The sequence below is a fragment of the Allochromatium humboldtianum genome (assembly GCF_013385175.1).
Taxonomy (GTDB): domain Bacteria; phylum Pseudomonadota; class Gammaproteobacteria; order Chromatiales; family Chromatiaceae; genus Thermochromatium; species Thermochromatium humboldtianum.
In genome coordinates, this window is sequence record NZ_JABZEO010000018.1 from 18277 (window position 1) to 34776 (window position 16500).

A 16500-nucleotide genomic window follows, 5' to 3' on the forward strand; every position below is an offset into this window, starting at 1 on the left:
CATGAAAGGCTGGCTTTTTCTTGTTATCGCAATAGTTGGCGAAGTAATCGCAACATCCGCATTAAAATCTAGCGAGGGCTTTACTAAGCTTGCCCCTTCCGCCGTTGTCATAATCGGTTATGGCATCGCATTTTATTTTCTTTCTCTGGTTCTGAAATCCATCCCTGTCGGTGTTGCTTATGCAGTCTGGTCGGGACTCGGCGTCGTCATAATTACAGCCATTGCCTGGTTGCTTCATGGGCAAAAGCTTGATGCGTGGGGCTTTGTAGGTATGGGGCTCATAATTGCTGCCTTTTTGCTCGCCCGATCCCCATCGTGGAAGTCGCTGCGGAGGCCGACGCCATGGTGACGGTGTTCGGCATTCTGAATCTCACCGAGGACTCCTTCTTCGATGAGAGCCGGCGGCTAGACCCCGCCGGCGCTGTCACCGCGGCGATCGAAATGCTGCGAGTCGGATCAGACGTCGTGGATGTCGGACCGGCCGCCAGCCATCCGGACGCGAGGCCTGTATCGCCGGCCGATGAGATCAGACGTATTGCGCCGCTCTTAGACGCCCTGTCCGATCAGATGCACCGTGTTTCAATCGACAGCTTCCAACCGGAAACCCAGCGCTATGCGCTCAAGCGCGGCGTGGGCTACCTGAACGATATCCAAGGATTTCCTGACCCTGCGCTCTATCCCGATATTGCTGAGGCGGACTGCAGGCTGGTGGTTATGCACTCAGCGCAGCGGGATGGCATCGCCACCCGCACCGGTCACCTTCGACCCGAAGATGCGCTCGACGAGATTGTGCGGTTCTTCGAGGCGCGGGTTTCCGCCTTGCGACGGAGCGGGGTCGCTGCCGACCGGCTCATCCTCGATCCGGGGATGGGATTTTTCTTGAGCCCCGCACCGGAAACATCGCTGCACGTGCTGTCGAACCTTCAAAAGCTGAAGTCGGCGTTGGGGCTTCCGCTATTGGTCTCGGTGTCGCGGAAATCCTTCTTGGGCGCCACCGTTGGCCTTCCTGTAAAGGATCTGGGTCCAGCGAGCCTTGCGGCGGAACTTCACGCGATCGGCAATGGCGCTGACTACGTCCGCACCCACGCGCCTGGAGATCTGCGAAGCGCAATCACCTTCTCGGAAACCCTCGCGAAATTTCGCAGTCGCGACGCCAGAGACCGAGGGTTAGATCATGCCTAGCATTCACCTTCCGGCCGCCCGCTAGCGGACCCTGGTCAGGTTCCGCGAAGGTGGGCGCAGACATGCTGGGCTCGTCAGGATCAAACTGCACTATGAGGCGGCGGTTCATACCGCGCCAGGGGAGCGAATGGACAGCGAGGAGCCTCCGAACGTTCGGGTCGCCTGCTCGGGTGATATCGACGAGGTTGTGCGGCTGATGCACGACGCTGCGGCGTGGATGTCCGCCAAGGGAACGCCCGCCTGGGACGTCGCGCGGATCGACCGGACATTCGCGGAGACCTTCGTCCTGAGATCCGAGCTCCTAGTCGCGAGTTGCAGCGACGGCATCGTCGGCTGTTGCACCTTGTCGGCCGAGGATCCCGATGTCACTTTCAGAAGGCGACAGCACGAAATATCAAAAGTCGACCGCACGGTCTTTTCTGACGTTGGAGTCGCCTCAGAAAACGGAAAATAAAGCACGCTAAGGCGTAGTTCCCTCGGGCTACACCGCGTCCGCACTGCGCGGTTCTTTCTTCCCTTGCAGTGACGCAATCAGCGGGCAGGAAACGTTCCCCTTCCGCGCATGGCAGGCGCACACCAAATCAGACAGCACGGCCTCCATGCGCGCCAGGTCAGCCATCCTCTCGCGCACGTCCTTGAGCTTGTGCTCGGCCAGGCTGCTGGCTTCCTCGCAATGGGTGCCATCCTCCAGCCGCAGCAGCTCGGCGATCTCATCCAGGCTGAAGCCCAACCGCTGGGCTGATTTCACGAAGCGCACCCGCGTTACATCCGTCTCGCCATAGCGGCGAATGCTGCCGTAAGGCTTGTCCGGTTCCGGGAGCAAGCCCTTGCGCTGATAGAACCGGATGGTCTCCACATTGACCCCGGCCGTCCTGGCGAAAACGCCAATGGTCAGGTTCTCCAAATTGTTTTCCATATCGCTTGACTCCGTACATAACTACGGAAGTAAGCTTAAGCTATCCAATTCAGATTCGAAAGGACAAACGTATGTCTGAACCTCAAAACGGGTGCGGCGCGCTCTTCACTGGCGGGCTGGCCGCCATCCTCGCCTCGGCTTGCTGCCTCGGGCCGCTGGTTCTGATCGCCTTGGGGTTCAGCGGCGCTTGGATCGGCAACTTGACGGTGTTGGAACCCTATCGCCCCATCTTTATCGGCGTGGCGCTGGTGGCGTTGTTCTTCGCCTGGCGGCGCATCTACCGGCCGTCAGCCGCCTGCAAACCGGGTGAGGTTTGCGCGATTCCCCAAGTGCGAGCTACTTACAAGCTCATTTTCTGGGGCGTGGCCGTGCTGGTTTTGGTCGCGCTCGGATTTCCCTACGTCGTGCCATTTTTCTATTGATCACAGGAGTTCACCATGAAAAAGCTGCTTTCCGCCCTTGCCCTCGCTGCCGTTGTTGCCCCCGTGTGGGCCGCCACCCAGACCGTTACGCTGTCCGTACCGGGCATGACCTGCTCGGCCTGTCCGATCACTGTCAAGAAGGCGATTTCCAAGGTCGATGGCGTCAGTAAAGTTGACGTGACCTTCGAGACGCGCGAAGCGGTGGTCACCTTCGATGATGCCAAGACCAGCGTGCAGAAACTGACCAAGGCTACCGAGGATGCGGGCTACCCATCATCAGTCAAGAACTGATCATGAAAGACCCGAAGACACTGCTGCGGGTCAGCATCATTGGCACAACCCTCGTGGCGCTGTGTTGCTTCACCCCTGTTCTGGTCATTTTGCTCGGTGTGGTCGGCTTGTCCGCGCTGACCGGCTATCTGGACTATGTGCTGCTGCCTGCGCTGGCGATTTTCATCGGCTTGACCATCTACGCCATCCAACGAAAACGCCAAGCCGATGCCTGCTGCACCCCGAAATTCAATGGAGTAAAAAAATGACCGAAATCACCGTGAATGGCATGACCTGCACATCCTGCGCCACCCATGTCAAAGATGCTTTGGAAAAGATTCCCGGCGTGAATGCCGCTGTGGTGTCCTATCCAGAAAGCCGCGCGCAAGTCATGGCAGACACCGCCGTGAGCCACAACCAACTGCTGGCCGCCATCGCCGCATTGGGTTATCAAGGCTCGATCCGGGTTGGTGATTTCAAAGATGAACCAAAAATCCGTGATGCACTTGAGGGCGCCGGTTTGCATATCGCCATCATTGGCAGCGGCGGGGCCGCGATGGCGGCGGCGCTGAAGGCCGTCGAGCAAGGCGCGACGGTCACGCTGATCGAACGCGGCACCATCGGCGGCACCTGCGTCAATATCGGCTGTGTGCCGTCCAAGATCATGATCCGCGCTGCCCATATTGCCCATCTGCGCCGGGAAAGTCCGTTCGACGGCGGTATTGCGGCAACTGTGCCTGCGATTGACCGCAGCAAACTGCTGGCCCAGCAGCAGGCCCGTGTCGATGAACTGCGGCACGCCAAATACGAAGGCATCCTGGACGGCAATCCAGCCATCACCGTTTTGCACGGTGAAGCGCGTTTCAAGGACGACCAGAGCCTGGTCGTCCGTTTGAACGAGGGTGGCGAGCGCGAGGTAACGTTCGACCGCTGCCTGGTCGCCACCGGTGCCAGTCCGGCCGTGCCGCCGATTCCGGGCCTGAAAGAGTCACCCTACTGGACTTCCACCGAAGCGCTTGTCAGCGACACCATTCCCGCACGCCTGGCCGTGATCGGTTCGTCGGTGGTGGCGTTGGAACTGGCGCAAGCCTTTGCCCGGCTCGGCAGCCAGGTCACGATCCTGGCACGCAGCACCTTGTTCTTCCGGGAAGACCCGGCCATCGGCGAGGCCGTGACAGCCGCTTTCCGCGCCGAGGGCATCGAGGTGCTGGAGCACACGCAAGCCAGCCAGGTCGCCCATGTGAACGGCGAATTCGTGCTGACCACCGGACACGGTGAATTGCGCGCTGACAAGTTGCTGGTTGCCACCGGTCGGGCACCGAATACGCGCAGCCTCGCGCTGGACGCGGCGGGGGTCACTGTCAATGCGCAAGGGGCCATCGTTATCGACCAAGGCATGCGCACGAGCAACCCGAACATCTACGCGGCCGGCGACTGCACCGACCAGCCGCAGTTCGTCTACGTGGCAGCGGCCGCCGGCACCCGTGCCGCGATCAACATGACCGGCGGCGACGCAGCCCTCAATCTGACCGCGATGCCGGCAGTGGTGTTCACCGACCCGCAAGTCGCCACCGTGGGCTACAGCGAGGCGGAAGCGCACCACGATGGCATCGAGACCGACAGTCGCACGCTGACACTCGACAACGTTCCGCGAGCGCTTGCCAACTTCGACACACGCGGCTTCATCAAGCTGGTCATCGAGGAAGGTAGCGGACGGCTCATCGGCGTGCAGGCGGTGGCCCCGGAAGCGGGCGAACTGATCCAGACGGCGGTGCTCGCCATCCGCAACCGCATGACGGTGCAGGAACTGGCCGACCAGTTGTTCCCCTACCTGACAATGGTCGAGGGGTTGAAGCTTGCGGCGCAGACCTTCAACAAGGACGTGAAGCAGCTTTCCTGCTGCGCTGGATAAAAAAAGGAGGTTTTCAATGAGCGCCTACACCGTGTCCCGGCTGGCCCTTGATGCCGGGGTGAGCGTGCATATCGTGCGCGACTACCTGCTGCGCGGATTGCTGCGTCCGGTGGCGTGCACCCCGGGCGGCTATGGCCTGTTCGATGATGCCGCCTTGCAACGGCTGTGCTTCGTGCGGGCGGCCTTCGAGGCGGGCATCGGCCTGGACGCGCTGGCGCGGCTGTGCCGGGCGCTGGATGCTGCGGACGGCGATGAAGCGGCCGCGCAGCTTGCCGTTCTGCGCCAGTTCGTCGAGCGTCGGCGCGAAGCGTTGGCCGATCTGGAGGTGCAGTTGGCCACCATGCCGACCGAGCCGGCACAGCACGCGGAGAGTCTGCCATGAACAGCCCCGAGCGCTTGCCGTCCGAGACGCACAAACCGATCACCGGCTACCTGTGGGGCGCGCTGGCCGTGCTCACCTGTCCCTGCCATTTGCCGATTCTCGCCATTGTGCTGGCCGGCACGACGGCCGGCGCGTTCATCGGAGAGTACTGGGGTATCGCAGCCCTCACGCTGACCGGTTTGTTCGTCCTGTCTGTGACACGACTGCTGCGGGCCTTCAAAGATCGATCATGAGCGCTTCCCATTGAGACAAACCACGCTGTCGCTACGTTGCCTCATGCCGGCATCAAATTCGGCTGAGTAGCTTCTCGCCATCTGGACGTAGCTCACCCTTGGGTGAAACATGCCGATACAGGGTCTGCCGCGTGACGCCAAGTTCCTGGCACAGGTCGCCGACCTTGGTCTCTGGCTGACCCATTGCCGCCATCGCCAGCCGCAGCTTGGCGGCGGTCATCTTGAACGGCCGGCCGCCTTTCCGCCCGCGCGCGCGGGCCGAGGCTAGGCCGGCAATCGTGCGCTCCGCGATCAACTCGCGCTCGAACTCGGCCAGGGCGGCGAAGATGCCAAAGACCAGCTTGCCGGCGGCGGTCGTGGTGTCGATGGCCGCGCCGTGCCCGGTTAATACCTTCAAGCCGATGCCGCGCCCAGTCAGGTCGTGCACGGTGTTGATGAGATGTCGCAGGTCGCGTCCGAGCCGATCCAGTTTCCACACGACCAGTGTGTCGCCAGTTCGCAACGCCTTCAGGCAGCTCGTCAAGCCGGGCCGATCCTCGCGCATGCCGGATGCCTGGTCCTCGTAAAGATGTACTGGATCGACCCCGGCGGCAATCAGCGCGTCGCGCTGCAAATCGGTAGCCTGGGAGCCGTCCGCCTTCGATACCCGCATGTAGCCTATCAGCATGTCGTACCTGTCACATATACGTTCGATTATGTGACAGTGTGCACCGGAAAGTTCTGGTCGTCAAAATTTGTCACTTAACCCGTCATTCTGTCTAAGACATGCAAAGGGTCCATCAGGCACGTAATGTGACAGGAATTCCGGGGGGATGCCTTCCTTTGCGAAGGTGGCGCGCAACTGTTCCAGGGAAGCGGGGTCGCGCCGACCATAGGAAGCCAACGCGAACAGCGAGCGTGCCGTCTCGGGGTCGTGCCGCGCTTCAATGATGGCCTCATCGATGGCCTGGACTGCCCGTTGCCAGTGATCGACGGGTTCGGGCTTCGGCGTTTTCGCCGACAGGCCACTGGTGAAACCGGTTTGGGGTTCGGACCAGAACAGCTTTGCATGCTCGCCCGGCGGGCTTATATCCCTCATCTCAATCAAGCTGATTGCCGTTGCCGCCGCCTCCAGCATCTGCAACCGTACTGCCGGGTTCAGGGTTTCATACGGTCGCCACAGACTTTGCCCAGCACGCAGCGGATGCCCGCAGCCTTCCCAGACTTGGCGGAGATACCCCGCGCAGGTTCCGCACGTCGAAAGCGGGGTGTTCAGCTCATCGAGCAGCGTGCGTAGTAGCCGAAACCACAATCCAGCGTGGATGCGTCGGCGCGGCAGCTCCACATGGCCGGTCGTCAGTGCCTGCCAGGTGCGCCGGTCCATCACCGCAATCGCGTCGCTGGCGGTGCGCGGCGCAGTGTCGGCGTTCTCCCAGCCGAGAAACCGCCCAGGCACGCCCCAATAGGATTCCAGCCAGCAGCCATGCAGCGGGCAGCTCAGCATCAGGGGCAGCTTCCATGCAAGCAGTACGGCTTGGTTTGCCGGGTCGTTCAGACAGAGCGGGCAGGCGCGATGTATCGGCTGGCTGGGCAGCCAGGCACGCCAGCTCGTGATGGATCGCGTCCTACGGCGGAGTTTCGGCAGCAGCACCGAGAGCTGGAACGCATAGGTTTCCAATGCGTCTGGAATCTGATCATCAAGGCTGTCCAGTAGCCAAGGCACCCAGCCGGCGAAACTCATGCAACGCAGCCGGTCCGGCTCGATGCCGCTCCGCTGGGAGAGCATCGCCAGCAGCGCCAGTGGTGGCGCGGTGTCCAGGTCATCAACCTGGCCGTGACCAAGATCGTGCTCCAGCAGCTCGGACACCTCCATGTGATAGCAAAGGGCCACGCGGTTGAGCCACGAAGACAAGGCTTCGCCTTCCCTGGGAGCCGGATGCAGTGGCCAGTGTGGCGCTGGCTTCACATCAGTTCCCGCTCGAATTGCCGCCGCCGCTCGCTGGGACCGGTGTAATCGGCCATGCTGAGCGTGCGATGGTTGATCGCTTCCTCACCGCTCTCCACGGCAGCGACGGCCGCCGCCATCAACAGGTGCGCCAGCTCGCCGATGGTGCCCTCGCTGCGCGTGAGCAGGTAGCGGGCCATATCCAGCGTGGCAATCGACGAGGGTCGCCGCAGCGGGAGCGAAGCCGCGAAGCTGGCCAGCAGTGAGCAGCAATCGTCGTTGGCCTCCCACACCGGCAGCATCATCGGCTCGAAGCGGTTTTCCAACTGGTCGTCCGAGCGGATCGCCAAGTAGGCATCGCGTGTGCCGACCCCGACCAGCGGGATGCGCAGCTCGTTGCCGAGGAAACGCAGCAGGTTGAGGAATTCCCGGCGGTTGACGCTGTTGCCGGCCAGGACGTTGTGCAATTCGTCGATCACCAGCATGCGCACGCCGACCTTGCGTAGCAGTGCCAGCGCCAATTGCTCCATTTCCGGCAGCCGTGGGCGCGGGCGCAATGGCGCGCCCATCGCGGCAAGTAGCGCGACGTAGAAGCGGATTACCGACGGTTCGGATGGCATCTGCACGACCAGTACCGGAATGTGCTCCTGGTCGGCGTCGGAGCTGGCCGGGTGGGTGCGGCGGAATTTCTCGACGATCATCGACTTGCCGTTGTTGGTTGGACCGACCAACAGCAGGTTGGGCATGCGTTGTTTGTTCGGCCACGCATACAGGGCTTCCAGCCGATTCAGCGCCTCGACTGCTCGCGGATAGCCGATCCAGCGGTCAGCGCGAAGGCGATGGATGCGTTCGTCCGCCGGAAGACGGGCCAAGCCCTGGGCCACCGGCATCAGGTGGGACAAGTCGATGATGGGATATTCTTCCACGGCTACCACTCCTCAATCTGGTCGAACGGTTTGGCAGGTGGCTGGTTGTCTGCCTGCGGGTCAGCCATGTCCGCGTCCGGTGGTGGCGTGGTTTTGAAAAGAACTGCCGTTGCCTTGAGATGCTGGCGTCGATCCGCGTCGCGCCGCGCCTTGCGCGTAGCTTTCTGCGCGGTGGACACGATTTCGCGCATCTGGCCGATCATGCGAAACAGCGCCGACTCATCCACCTGTTCGCGCCCTTGCTGCCGCAATTTCGCCAGCGCCTGTCGTTGTTCCCAGAGGGTGACAGCCGGGTGCGACAAGGTGCGGTATGGAATTTCCAGATAGTGCTGCCCCTCCGGCTCCAGCACCCAAATGCGGCTGATGTCGCGCGGGTCGCGCCGGATCAGGAACGCAGGCAAGCGGTCGCGCCGAGCTATCCACGGCTTGAGCGCATCGGCGTAGTAATGGATGTGGTCGATGACGAAGCCGGTGCGGGTCAGCGTGCGGCGGATGATGGGCAGAAAATCGACCAGAAAAGCCGTGGTGCGAGTGATGACGGTTGGCACGCCGGTCCGCGCGATAGCTTCGGCCCAGCGCGCTGCCGGCGGCTGGAGCAGGCCGTTGTGCACGGAGCCGTGGTAGGTGCCGACCGCCAATGTGAGCCAGCGCTCCAGCTCACGCAGCGTCAGGGCGGCCTTGTTTTCGGAATCGTAGTCGCCGCGCTGGTCAGGGTTGGAGAAGGTCGTCCCTGGCAATTCGTCGTGGATCATCTGCATCGCCGTGCCGATGATCCGTTCCACGATGCCGCCGTAGTGCGGCTGCCCGAGCGGGCGATAGTCAAGCCGGATGCCATGCTGCTCGCAGCCTCGGCGTAGCGCTTCGCTCTTGAACTCGGCCGCGTTGTCCAGGTAGAGCAGCCTGGGCTTGCCGCTCATCGGCCACTCCATTTCTATGTTCAGACCCTCCAGCCAGGGACGCTTGTCGCAGGCGACATGCACAAGGCACAGGCCGACCGAAACAGATGACGGCGCTTCCAGCGTGACGACCATGCCGAGCACGCAGCGGGTAAACACGTCGATGGCGATGGTCAGATACGGACGGCCAATCGGTTGCCGGTCGCGCTCGTCCACCACGATCAGGTCGATGACCGTGTGATCAATCTGCACTTGTTCCAGTGGCGCGGTCACGGCGGGAGGCTCACCACCGACACCTTGCAGGCTGCGGGACGCATCCTGACCTTCCCGGCGGCGAGTGGCCTTGAGCGGATCGAGGCCGGCGATCCGCAGAGCCACGGTGTTGCGCGCCGGCGCCCGCAGCTTTTGCGCTTTGCAAGCCTGCGCGACCTCGCGGTGGAACGCTGCCAGGCTACGCTTCTGCTTGGTCAGGAAGCGCTTTTGCAGCAACTCGCGGATGATGCGCTCAACTGATTCCGGCAAGCGTCCCTTGCCTTTTCCGCCGCCGGATCGGCTGCGAGCCAGGTCCGTCACAAGCCCAGCACCTTGCCGGGCACGGCGGATTAGGACATACACCTGCCGCCTGGACAGGCCAAGCGCGTGAGCAGCGGCATCGGCGGCTTCATGCCCGACCACATCAAGCGCTGCCAGCGGCCCGATGATTTCCGCCCGTTGCCGGGCCTGCGCCCAAGCCGCATCGGGCAGGGTGGCCACGCCTTGCTCGGCAATCAATGATGTGTCTGACGCCATGCTCACACCTCGCTTTGGTGCACACGAGTATTGAGCATAGTCGAGATTGGTGCAGATGACTTCTGATATTGCGTTGTCAGGAGTCGCCTGCACATCTGGCGTTACGCCCCGTCAATTGGTGCAGTCGTCTTCTGAAAATGACATCCAGGCCGACAAGTGCGCTGTCGGAAATCATCTGTTTTCCGACAGGTCTAGGCGAGCGGTCTCACAGACCGAGCACAGCTCTGCCTGTCGCGTTTCCGCGCCTTTGGGATCACGCGCCGCAATTCCTACCCCAAGGAAGCCACTGACCGTTAACTCTCCTAATAGCCGGTGAAGGGAGTTTCTTAGCCAGCGAATATATTGACAACTGGTTTCCCATAACGGAAACTGGTTGTCAATATTGTTCCATAGGAGCTCCTGCGTGTCTGCTGCACAACCACAGAACCTAACCGCCACCATCCTCTCGGTCTTCCGAGCGAACGGCCAACTGCTTGATTGGGGTGATCGATTCGTCGCGCCCTACGATTTGACCAGCGCTCGCTGGCAGATGCTGGGAGCATTGAAGATCGCCGCTCAACCTCAGACGACACCCCAGATCGCGGCTAGCATGGGCGTCTCACGCCAAGGGGCACAGAAACAGCTCAACCTGCTGGTTGAGGCTGGGCTGATCGAGAAACGGCCCAACCCGGCCCATCTGCGTTCCCCCCTCTACCAGCTAACGGACACTGGTCACGCGCTCTACCAGCAAGTAGACAAGCGCTGGCGTGCGCACGCGGATGCACTCTCCGCTCAGTTTTCCGATGAGCAACTCGCAACGGCCCGCTGGGTTCTCGACACAATCTGCCAACTGCATTCCCTGTCTTCTGAAGGAGAGCAGCATGAAAACTAAGGTCCACGCGCTCGCCGGTCTCCTGTCATTTCTCTGCATCGCCAGTTTCTGGAGCGCAACCCTGGTTTCCGAGCTGTTCCTGTCGTATGAAGCCGTGGCGGCGGTGAAGGCCGGCATCGTCTATGCCTTCGTGCTGTTCATCCCCTGCATGATCGCCACAGGTGGGACGGGGTTTGCGATGGGCGGTCAGGGTCAGCATCCCCAGCTCGTCGCCAAGCGGCAGCGCATGCCATTCGTCGCGCTGAACGGACTCCTGATTCTCATCCCGTCAGCACTGTTCCTGAACGCCAAGGCCGGTGCTGGTGCGTTCGACAGCGGGTTCTACGGGGTACAGGTTCTGGAACTGCTCGCCGGTGCGCTCAATCTGTTCCTGATGGGGCTGAATATCCGCGACGGGATGCGGCTGACCGGTCGCCTGAGTCGTTGCGAGGGATGAACATGGTTTATCCGCTATTGAAGTACATCCACCTTTTGGGTGCGGCTCTGATGTCTGCCGGTCTGATTGGCGTCTGGCTGGCCGAAGTGCGCTCGCGCCAGGTCGAAGCGCTGGAGCTCTATACAGAATCGGTCCGCTGGATCGCCGTCTTCTACGACGGACTCGTGCTGCCGGGCGCACTCCTCGCCCTCCTCTCAGGAGTCAGCCTGATCGCGCTTTACTACGGTGGGCTTGGCTTTCTCGATCATCCCTGGCTGATAGGTATGGTCGGACTCTTCCTCTTCGAGTTCATCGAGGGCAACACCCTGACCAGGCGCTACTTCACCCGCTTGCGGCGCCTGTCTCAGGAGGCGGTGGTCTCAGGTTGGGCGAGGCGCGTGTTATGCGATACGCGAGACCGCTTCACCCCAACATTCGCGCATTTCCTGGATCTGCCCATCATCACGGTCATCATCGCCCTGGGTGTGATCAGACCATACACCTGGGAGATGATGTTGTCGGGCACGGCAGCGGCCATCGTGATCGCAGCAATACTCGCTTTGTTTATTCCCAGGCTGTATTCCTGGAAGACACATCATGGCTAAAGCGTCCGCTCGTCCGCGCGACGAATGAACCAGCCGCGAGCCGCTCTGGCGGCGCCGATCGGGATATTCCGCCGCTCATGCAGAAAAGCGCGCGTCGAGCGTCGATGATCTCCCTGGAAATGGCGGCTGGTGACACGACTGCTTGTTCTACCCCAAGGAGTTGTGCCCCGATGGGTGGGAGGTCGACGGGTATTTCGATTCACAGGGGTCATTCTTCTACCGGCTATTCGTAAAACCGTGTGGAATTACATAGTTTGTGATAGAATTTAAATTCGTAATTTCGTGTGGAATTATGTATGTCGTCTCCTATCTGGTGGCTTACGAAGGATGGTGACCTTGATTGCCTTGAACTCTATGAACGACACTACTCGGCTTATCAATACAAAGACGGAAGACGCAGGGTCCTGTTCACCGGGCCGGGGGAGAAGGTCGTCCTCCGTACCGCCGAAGGAGACGCCATGTTCGTGTGGCGAAGATTCAAAGACGACAGTGGCCAACAGGGCATCAACTGTGCGGTGTTCCGCAATGAAAGCCGACACCTCAGCAGCGAACTCATACGCCAGGCGGATGCGATTGCTGATTGCCTCTGGCCTGGTTGCCGGCATTACACCTACGTCGACGCGCAAGCGGTCGCCTCAAGCAACCCTGGATTTTGCTTTATCTCCGCTGGATGGAGACGACTCCCTGACCGTACCAAGAAGCGCGGCCTGATAATCCTTGAGAGGGATGCTGTAGCGTGACCGACATCCTTCAGTTGCCAGGCTGGGAAGCCACCGGAACTCGTACCGAACAGGGCGAGTTCATCATCGAAGCCAAGTACACTGTACCTGCCACCGCCTGCATCAAGTGCGGTGTGGTGGGTGCTCTATACCGCCACGGCACCAAGAAGGTGCGATTGCGTGACAGCCCTGTTCGTGGCTTGCCAGCCGTCCTGGACGGCACCGTGCAGCGCTACAAGTGCCGTGACTGCGGCGAGACGTTCCTTCCGGCCATGCAAGGCATCGAGGCGGCACGCCGAATGACTGAGCGGTGCGTGCATTACATCCAGGAACAATGCACCCGCGACACTTTCACGCGCATCGCCGAGCACGTCGGCTGCGTAGAGGGCACCGTGCGCAACCTTGCTGGCGAGCGCATCCAGGCTCTGAACAGCGAGTTTCAGCCCTACCTGCCAGAGTGGCTCGGCATCGACGAAACGAAGTTGGACCGTCAGATGCGCTGCATCCTCACCGACGTTGGCCGGAACCAGCCCATCGACATCCTGGCCGACCGTGAGAAGCCCACCCTTGCCAGGTGGCTGCATCAGTTCAAGGACCGCTCCGTTGTGAAGGGCGTCGCCATGGACATGTGGCGCCCCTACAGGGATACGGTCAAAGCTGTGATAGGCAATGATGTCCCGGTGGTTATCGACAAGTTCCACGTCGTCAGAATGGCCAACCAAGCCGTGGACAAGGTGCGCATCCGCGTCCAGAAGGAGAAGGATGCCCGTACCCGCGTCGCTTGGAAGCGCAGCAATCATGAGGGCGTTCCTATGAAGGTTGATGGGTTTGCAACCACCTTCAGCGCCCAGTGAAATGTTTCTGGTTCCGGCCCGGCCGAAACTATGGACGCCTGATGGTTGCGACCTTCTTCAGCGCCCAGTGAAATGCTCCAGGTCTACAGACGAGGAGTCGAGCGTGCCGGCTCCAGGGTTGTGGGAACCACGCGACCAGCGCGCCCATCGGCCCTCTTTTAAGCGCGCACAAAAAAACCCCAACAGCATGGCCGTTGGGGTTTGGGGTCGGCGGACTCTCTAGAGATGCCCACCGAAGCCGGGTGGCTCGTCGTTATGCAGAGGGGATCAGGGTGACATTTCCTGGATCCCACTTGCATTGCCGATCATTAACATAGGTCGACACCTGTATCCACTGATGGGGAAACTCATCGCAGAAAGCGATGACGCGACCTAAGCCGTCTCGGCAAATCGCCTCTTGCCCAAGAATCGGTTTCGTTGACACCGCCGGCTGTTTTTTGCGGTCGCCGTTTAGCGCGGCCATGTCTCGCACAGCCGCGAGGATCATCGCTGGCGAGGCATCTTCGCCAAGCCCGATTACCGCCGCGATTTCTTGCAGTGCGCGCAGCATTGACCGAGCTTCTGCTTCAGCCATGGTTGGGCATCTTCTCTCTCTTTCTCGTAGCCGATCACGTTCAGCGACGATATCGGAAATTTTTTCAGACATCTGACGTCTCCAATAATGGTTTGCTGTTTAAGCGTCGCGCACAAATCCTAGCGCTTCTTCGATGATCGTTTTTCGATCTTCAAAAGGTATTGGAGGACACAAAAAAACGTGTGGATGTCGAGCAGCGCATCCTGTGGAGAGGCGGTTAAGCGTTTAATACCGGATGCACCGTTACCGAGCGCTTCAGGCGTTTTTCGATATACCGACCAAGCCGGGTGGCGGTTTTTCGGGAGTCAGTTCGGGACATGACGGTGATTGTGCCAAGAAAAAAACCGTTTTCCCGCAAATTAAACGTCTGTGGTTCCATTAGCTGACGGGCCTCGCAAGCAGCTGAATTAGATTGGTCTATCTTGCCGGGGAGGGCGCTTGTTTGCAAGCCGGGTTGGCAGATCCATGTACGTTGTCTCGGCTCTACGATGAGCCTGCTCCTGATGGGAGAGTCGTGTGGACCAGGATCATTCCTTAATATATAGGCACCTCCGTAGAACATCGGGTAAAACCGGCTGCCGGTCAGGGGCGTCTCGTCTGGTTCTATGAAAACCGCTAATTTAGTTATTAGCTTGCGTTTTTTTGATGAGCGTCATTTTTTGGGCTACTAGATTTGTGTCATGTACCCCACGGCTAAAGCCGGGGGCTTGTAGCTGTACTCGGACAGTCCGTTGTCGTCATCGCACGCTACGATGGGCACGCATGACACACGGCCCGCGCGGCGATATTGATCGCCGCATTGACATCCGCGTTCGCCGTATGCCCGCAGGCGCTACAGCGAAACTCGGATTGCGACACGCGGTTGGCCTTGTCCACGCCTCCGCAGACCGAACAGGTCCGGCTGGTATAGCGCGGATCGACGATCGCCACCGGCACGCCGGCGATCAGCGCCTTGTAGGCGATGAACTGGCGCAGCTGATGGAACGACCAACCGCTGTGTTTGGCCCGATCAGATTTCCGTACCGTGGTCCGTTCGCGAATGCCCTTGAGGTCTTCCAGGGCGAGTCCGCGACCGGTGTCTTTGGCTTTTTCGACCAGGCGCTTGGAGAGAACGTGGTTGTGGTTGCGCCGAAAGCGCGCTTCGCGCTTGCGCAGTCGTTGCAGATGCCGTTTGGCCGAGCGCGAGCCGCAGGCCTGAAGGCGTTGGCGCAAACGCTGGTAGCGCTGGCGTTTCGCCTCAACCGTCGCGCCGCTGTAGCGCTCCCCGTCGGAATCCGTGGCGATGTTGACGATCCCCAGATCGATGCCGATGAAGCCGTTGGGGTCCATCGGCGGGGCTTGCGGGGTCTCGACGACGAGCAGCAGATAGAACTGGCCGTTGACCAGCACCAGATCGGCCTGCCCGTGGCCGCGCGAGAAGGCGGTGCGCTGATAGGCGCCCATCTGCATCGGGATGGTCAGCCGCCCATCGAGCGTCAGGAGACTCGCCGCTTCCAGTCCCTTGAAGCTCAGGATGCGCTGGTCATAGACCACAGCCCCGAACGGCTGGAAGTGGCACTGTTTGGACTTGTCGCGCTTGTAGGCCTCGACCACCTTGGCAATGGCGCGGATGGTCAGCTGGGCCGAGAGGCCGAAGTGTTCCCGCACATCGGCGTAGACGAGTTTTTGCAACGCAAACTTGGAGGCGCAGCGCTCGCGATAGGCTACTTCGGCGATGAAGTTGCAGGCGTCGTTGAACATCTGCATGGTCTTGAGCAAGGCGGCGTGCTGCTCGGGCGTGGGAAGCAGTTTGAGTTGCAGCGTCACTTTCATATTGACGATAATAGTCACAAAGAAAAATCGCGTCAATCCCAACCGACGCCTTCCGCCCTGACGGGCGGGGCGCTTCCCTCCCCAGGGCTAAAGCCGGGGGCTTCTCGCGCCAATCTGGTGAGACATCGAAAAACGATCGGTTGAGGAGTCTGACAAAAATAACTACAGATTAGGGGGTGTCATCGTCGCTCAGGAGGCGTGGCGGGACTCCCAGTCGCCCCGCGCTCTCGCGACGTGACAACCTTGAGGCCCGGCTCCGTCCCACTCCGAGAACGGCTTCGGGACCGTCGGCCCTACACGCTTGCTGCGTTAGGCCAGCGCCACACCGAGCCGGGACTATCGTCGCATTTCAATCACCTCGCGAGGAAATGGTCATGAACTTAACCCCTAGCTTTGCAAAATTGTTTGCAAATAGAAAAAACGCCAAAGTGCCACAAATTGAAACGGCTAAGGCAGTAGTTGCAATGTGCCTTGAAAAGAGTAATGAGAATCCGCACCTGGATACATACCGATTAAATGTTCTTGATGTGATCAATAAATATCCCAACAAGCCTTACGATCGATACACTGCTCAAATTTCGCGCGTCTTAGAAATTTTTAGTCATAATGGCTATGCTCACGATTACAAATATGATCCGCTTAAGCGATATCCTTATGTCAGTACGGCAATTACGGTAGATCTCAATCGCATTAAGGCGATCCTGAAGTAGCCCCGCCAACGTACGGCGGCAGTCTAAAAGCTGTCGCCGCTCAATCAGCGAGGATCAGCGCGATGGGAAAGCTTGACGTATAGGGCAA

General features: G+C 60.4%; 22 protein-coding genes. 15 read left to right on the forward strand and 7 right to left on the reverse strand.

Annotation, left to right across the window (positions count from 1 at the left end; translation table 11 throughout):
• Position 1 precedes the first annotated feature (1 nt).
• The 3 genes from HW932_RS18460 to HW932_RS18470 all read left to right on the forward strand — a co-directional run bounded on the left by HW932_RS18460 (position 2) and on the right by HW932_RS18470 (position 1636).
• A complete protein-coding gene (locus tag HW932_RS18460) occupies positions 2 to 349 on the forward strand; it encodes a quaternary ammonium compound efflux SMR transporter QacE delta 1 (protein ID WP_000679427.1) in 348 nt (115 codons plus the stop codon).
• Positions 343 to 1182, forward strand: a complete 840-nt coding sequence (gene sul1, locus HW932_RS18465; protein ID WP_000259031.1) for a sulfonamide-resistant dihydropteroate synthase Sul1 — start codon at positions 343 to 345, stop codon at positions 1180 to 1182. The genes HW932_RS18460 and sul1 overlap by 7 nt, the downstream gene beginning before the upstream one ends.
• Positions 1183 to 1309: 127 nt before the next feature.
• Positions 1310 to 1636: a hypothetical protein gene (locus HW932_RS18470; protein ID WP_077253980.1), complete on the forward strand. Its 327-nt coding sequence runs from the start codon at positions 1310 to 1312 to the stop codon at positions 1634 to 1636.
• 27 nt (positions 1637 to 1663) lie between these two features.
• Here the strand turns inward: HW932_RS18470 and merR are convergent, their stop codons facing one another.
• Positions 1664 to 2098 (reverse strand): mercury resistance transcriptional regulator MerR, encoded by a 435-nt coding sequence (gene merR, locus HW932_RS18475; protein ID WP_000429838.1) that lies wholly within the window; start codon positions 2096 to 2098, stop codon positions 1664 to 1666.
• Positions 2099 to 2169: 71 nt separating this feature from the next.
• Here merR and merT point away from each other — a divergent pair, with 71 nt between their 5' ends.
• The 6 genes from merT to merE are packed head-to-tail and all read left to right on the forward strand — an operon-like array spanning position 2170 to position 5317.
• A complete protein-coding gene (gene merT / locus HW932_RS18480) occupies positions 2170 to 2520 on the forward strand; it encodes a mercuric ion transporter MerT (protein WP_032454987.1) in 351 nt (116 codons plus the stop codon).
• Between the two features lie 15 nt (positions 2521 to 2535).
• Positions 2536 to 2811, forward strand: a complete 276-nt coding sequence (gene merP, locus HW932_RS18485) for a mercury resistance system periplasmic binding protein MerP (RefSeq protein WP_000735441.1) — start codon at positions 2536 to 2538, stop codon at positions 2809 to 2811.
• Between the two features lie 2 nt (positions 2812 to 2813).
• Complete coding sequence (gene merF / locus HW932_RS18490; protein ID WP_000654684.1) at positions 2814 to 3059, forward strand: mercury resistance system transport protein MerF; 246 nt, start codon at positions 2814 to 2816, stop codon at positions 3057 to 3059.
• Positions 3056 to 4702 (forward strand): mercury(II) reductase, encoded by a 1647-nt coding sequence (gene merA / locus HW932_RS18495; protein WP_000136268.1) that lies wholly within the window; start codon positions 3056 to 3058, stop codon positions 4700 to 4702. Before merF ends, merA begins: the two co-directional genes overlap by 4 nt.
• Before the next feature lie 16 nt (positions 4703 to 4718).
• Positions 4719 to 5084, forward strand: a complete 366-nt coding sequence (gene merD / locus HW932_RS18500) for a mercury resistance co-regulator MerD (RefSeq protein WP_003465059.1) — start codon at positions 4719 to 4721, stop codon at positions 5082 to 5084.
• A complete protein-coding gene (gene merE / locus HW932_RS18505; RefSeq protein ID WP_001087809.1) occupies positions 5081 to 5317 on the forward strand; it encodes a broad-spectrum mercury transporter MerE in 237 nt (78 codons plus the stop codon). Before merD ends, merE begins: the two co-directional genes overlap by 4 nt.
• A gap of 52 nt (positions 5318 to 5369) precedes the next feature.
• On the opposite strand, the gene HW932_RS18510 is transcribed toward merE, so the two are convergent.
• Genes HW932_RS18510 through HW932_RS18525 form a run of 4 tightly spaced genes read right to left on the reverse strand, consistent with a single transcriptional unit; the run spans position 5370 to position 9852 of the window.
• Entirely contained in the window at positions 5370 to 5984 is a 615-nt protein-coding gene (locus HW932_RS18510; protein ID WP_000904941.1) for a recombinase family protein, read from the reverse strand.
• A 60-nt stretch (positions 5985 to 6044) separates the two neighbouring features.
• Entirely contained in the window at positions 6045 to 7262 is a 1218-nt protein-coding gene (locus HW932_RS18515) for a TniQ family protein (RefSeq protein WP_000801210.1), read from the reverse strand.
• Positions 7259 to 8167 carry a TniB family NTP-binding protein gene (locus HW932_RS18520; RefSeq protein WP_000393453.1) on the reverse strand — a complete coding sequence of 303 codons (909 nt, stop codon included), beginning with the start codon at positions 8165 to 8167 and terminating at the stop codon, positions 7259 to 7261. Before HW932_RS18520 ends, HW932_RS18515 begins: the two co-directional genes overlap by 4 nt.
• Before the next feature lie 2 nt (positions 8168 to 8169).
• Positions 8170 to 9852, reverse strand: a complete 1683-nt coding sequence (locus HW932_RS18525) for a Mu transposase C-terminal domain-containing protein (protein ID WP_010791757.1) — start codon at positions 9850 to 9852, stop codon at positions 8170 to 8172.
• 403 nt (positions 9853 to 10255) lie between these two features.
• Between HW932_RS18525 and HW932_RS18530 the strand changes: the two genes are divergently transcribed.
• From HW932_RS18530 to HW932_RS18550, 5 genes are all read left to right on the forward strand, one after another.
• Positions 10256 to 10723, forward strand: a complete 468-nt coding sequence (locus HW932_RS18530; RefSeq protein WP_176977949.1) for a MarR family transcriptional regulator — start codon at positions 10256 to 10258, stop codon at positions 10721 to 10723.
• Positions 10713 to 11159, forward strand: a complete 447-nt coding sequence (locus HW932_RS18535; protein WP_176977950.1) for a hypothetical protein — start codon at positions 10713 to 10715, stop codon at positions 11157 to 11159. The genes HW932_RS18530 and HW932_RS18535 overlap by 11 nt, the downstream gene beginning before the upstream one ends.
• Positions 11156 to 11743, forward strand: a complete 588-nt coding sequence (locus HW932_RS18540) for a DUF2269 family protein (RefSeq protein WP_246296927.1) — start codon at positions 11156 to 11158, stop codon at positions 11741 to 11743. The genes HW932_RS18535 and HW932_RS18540 overlap by 4 nt, the downstream gene beginning before the upstream one ends.
• Before the next feature lie 296 nt (positions 11744 to 12039).
• On the forward strand, positions 12040 to 12483 hold the full coding sequence (locus HW932_RS18545) for a hypothetical protein (RefSeq protein ID WP_176977951.1): 444 nt from the start codon (positions 12040 to 12042) through the stop codon (positions 12481 to 12483).
• Positions 12480 to 13316, forward strand: a complete 837-nt coding sequence (locus HW932_RS18550; RefSeq protein WP_176977952.1) for a transposase — start codon at positions 12480 to 12482, stop codon at positions 13314 to 13316. The genes HW932_RS18545 and HW932_RS18550 overlap by 4 nt, the downstream gene beginning before the upstream one ends.
• A gap of 253 nt (positions 13317 to 13569) precedes the next feature.
• Here HW932_RS18550 and HW932_RS18555 read toward each other — a convergent pair whose 3' ends face one another.
• Together HW932_RS18555 and HW932_RS18560 are read right to left on the reverse strand one after the other, a co-directional pair.
• Positions 13570 to 13962 carry a hypothetical protein gene (locus tag HW932_RS18555; protein ID WP_176977953.1) on the reverse strand — a complete coding sequence of 131 codons (393 nt, stop codon included), beginning with the start codon at positions 13960 to 13962 and terminating at the stop codon, positions 13570 to 13572.
• Positions 13963 to 14637: 675 nt separating this feature from the next.
• A complete protein-coding gene (locus HW932_RS18560) occupies positions 14638 to 15720 on the reverse strand; it encodes an RNA-guided endonuclease InsQ/TnpB family protein (protein ID WP_343047418.1) in 1083 nt (360 codons plus the stop codon).
• A 356-nt stretch (positions 15721 to 16076) separates the two neighbouring features.
• Between HW932_RS18560 and HW932_RS18565 the strand changes: the two genes are divergently transcribed.
• On the forward strand, positions 16077 to 16412 hold the full coding sequence (locus HW932_RS18565) for a hypothetical protein (RefSeq protein WP_176977954.1): 336 nt from the start codon (positions 16077 to 16079) through the stop codon (positions 16410 to 16412).
• Positions 16413 to 16500: the final 88 nt, after the last annotated feature.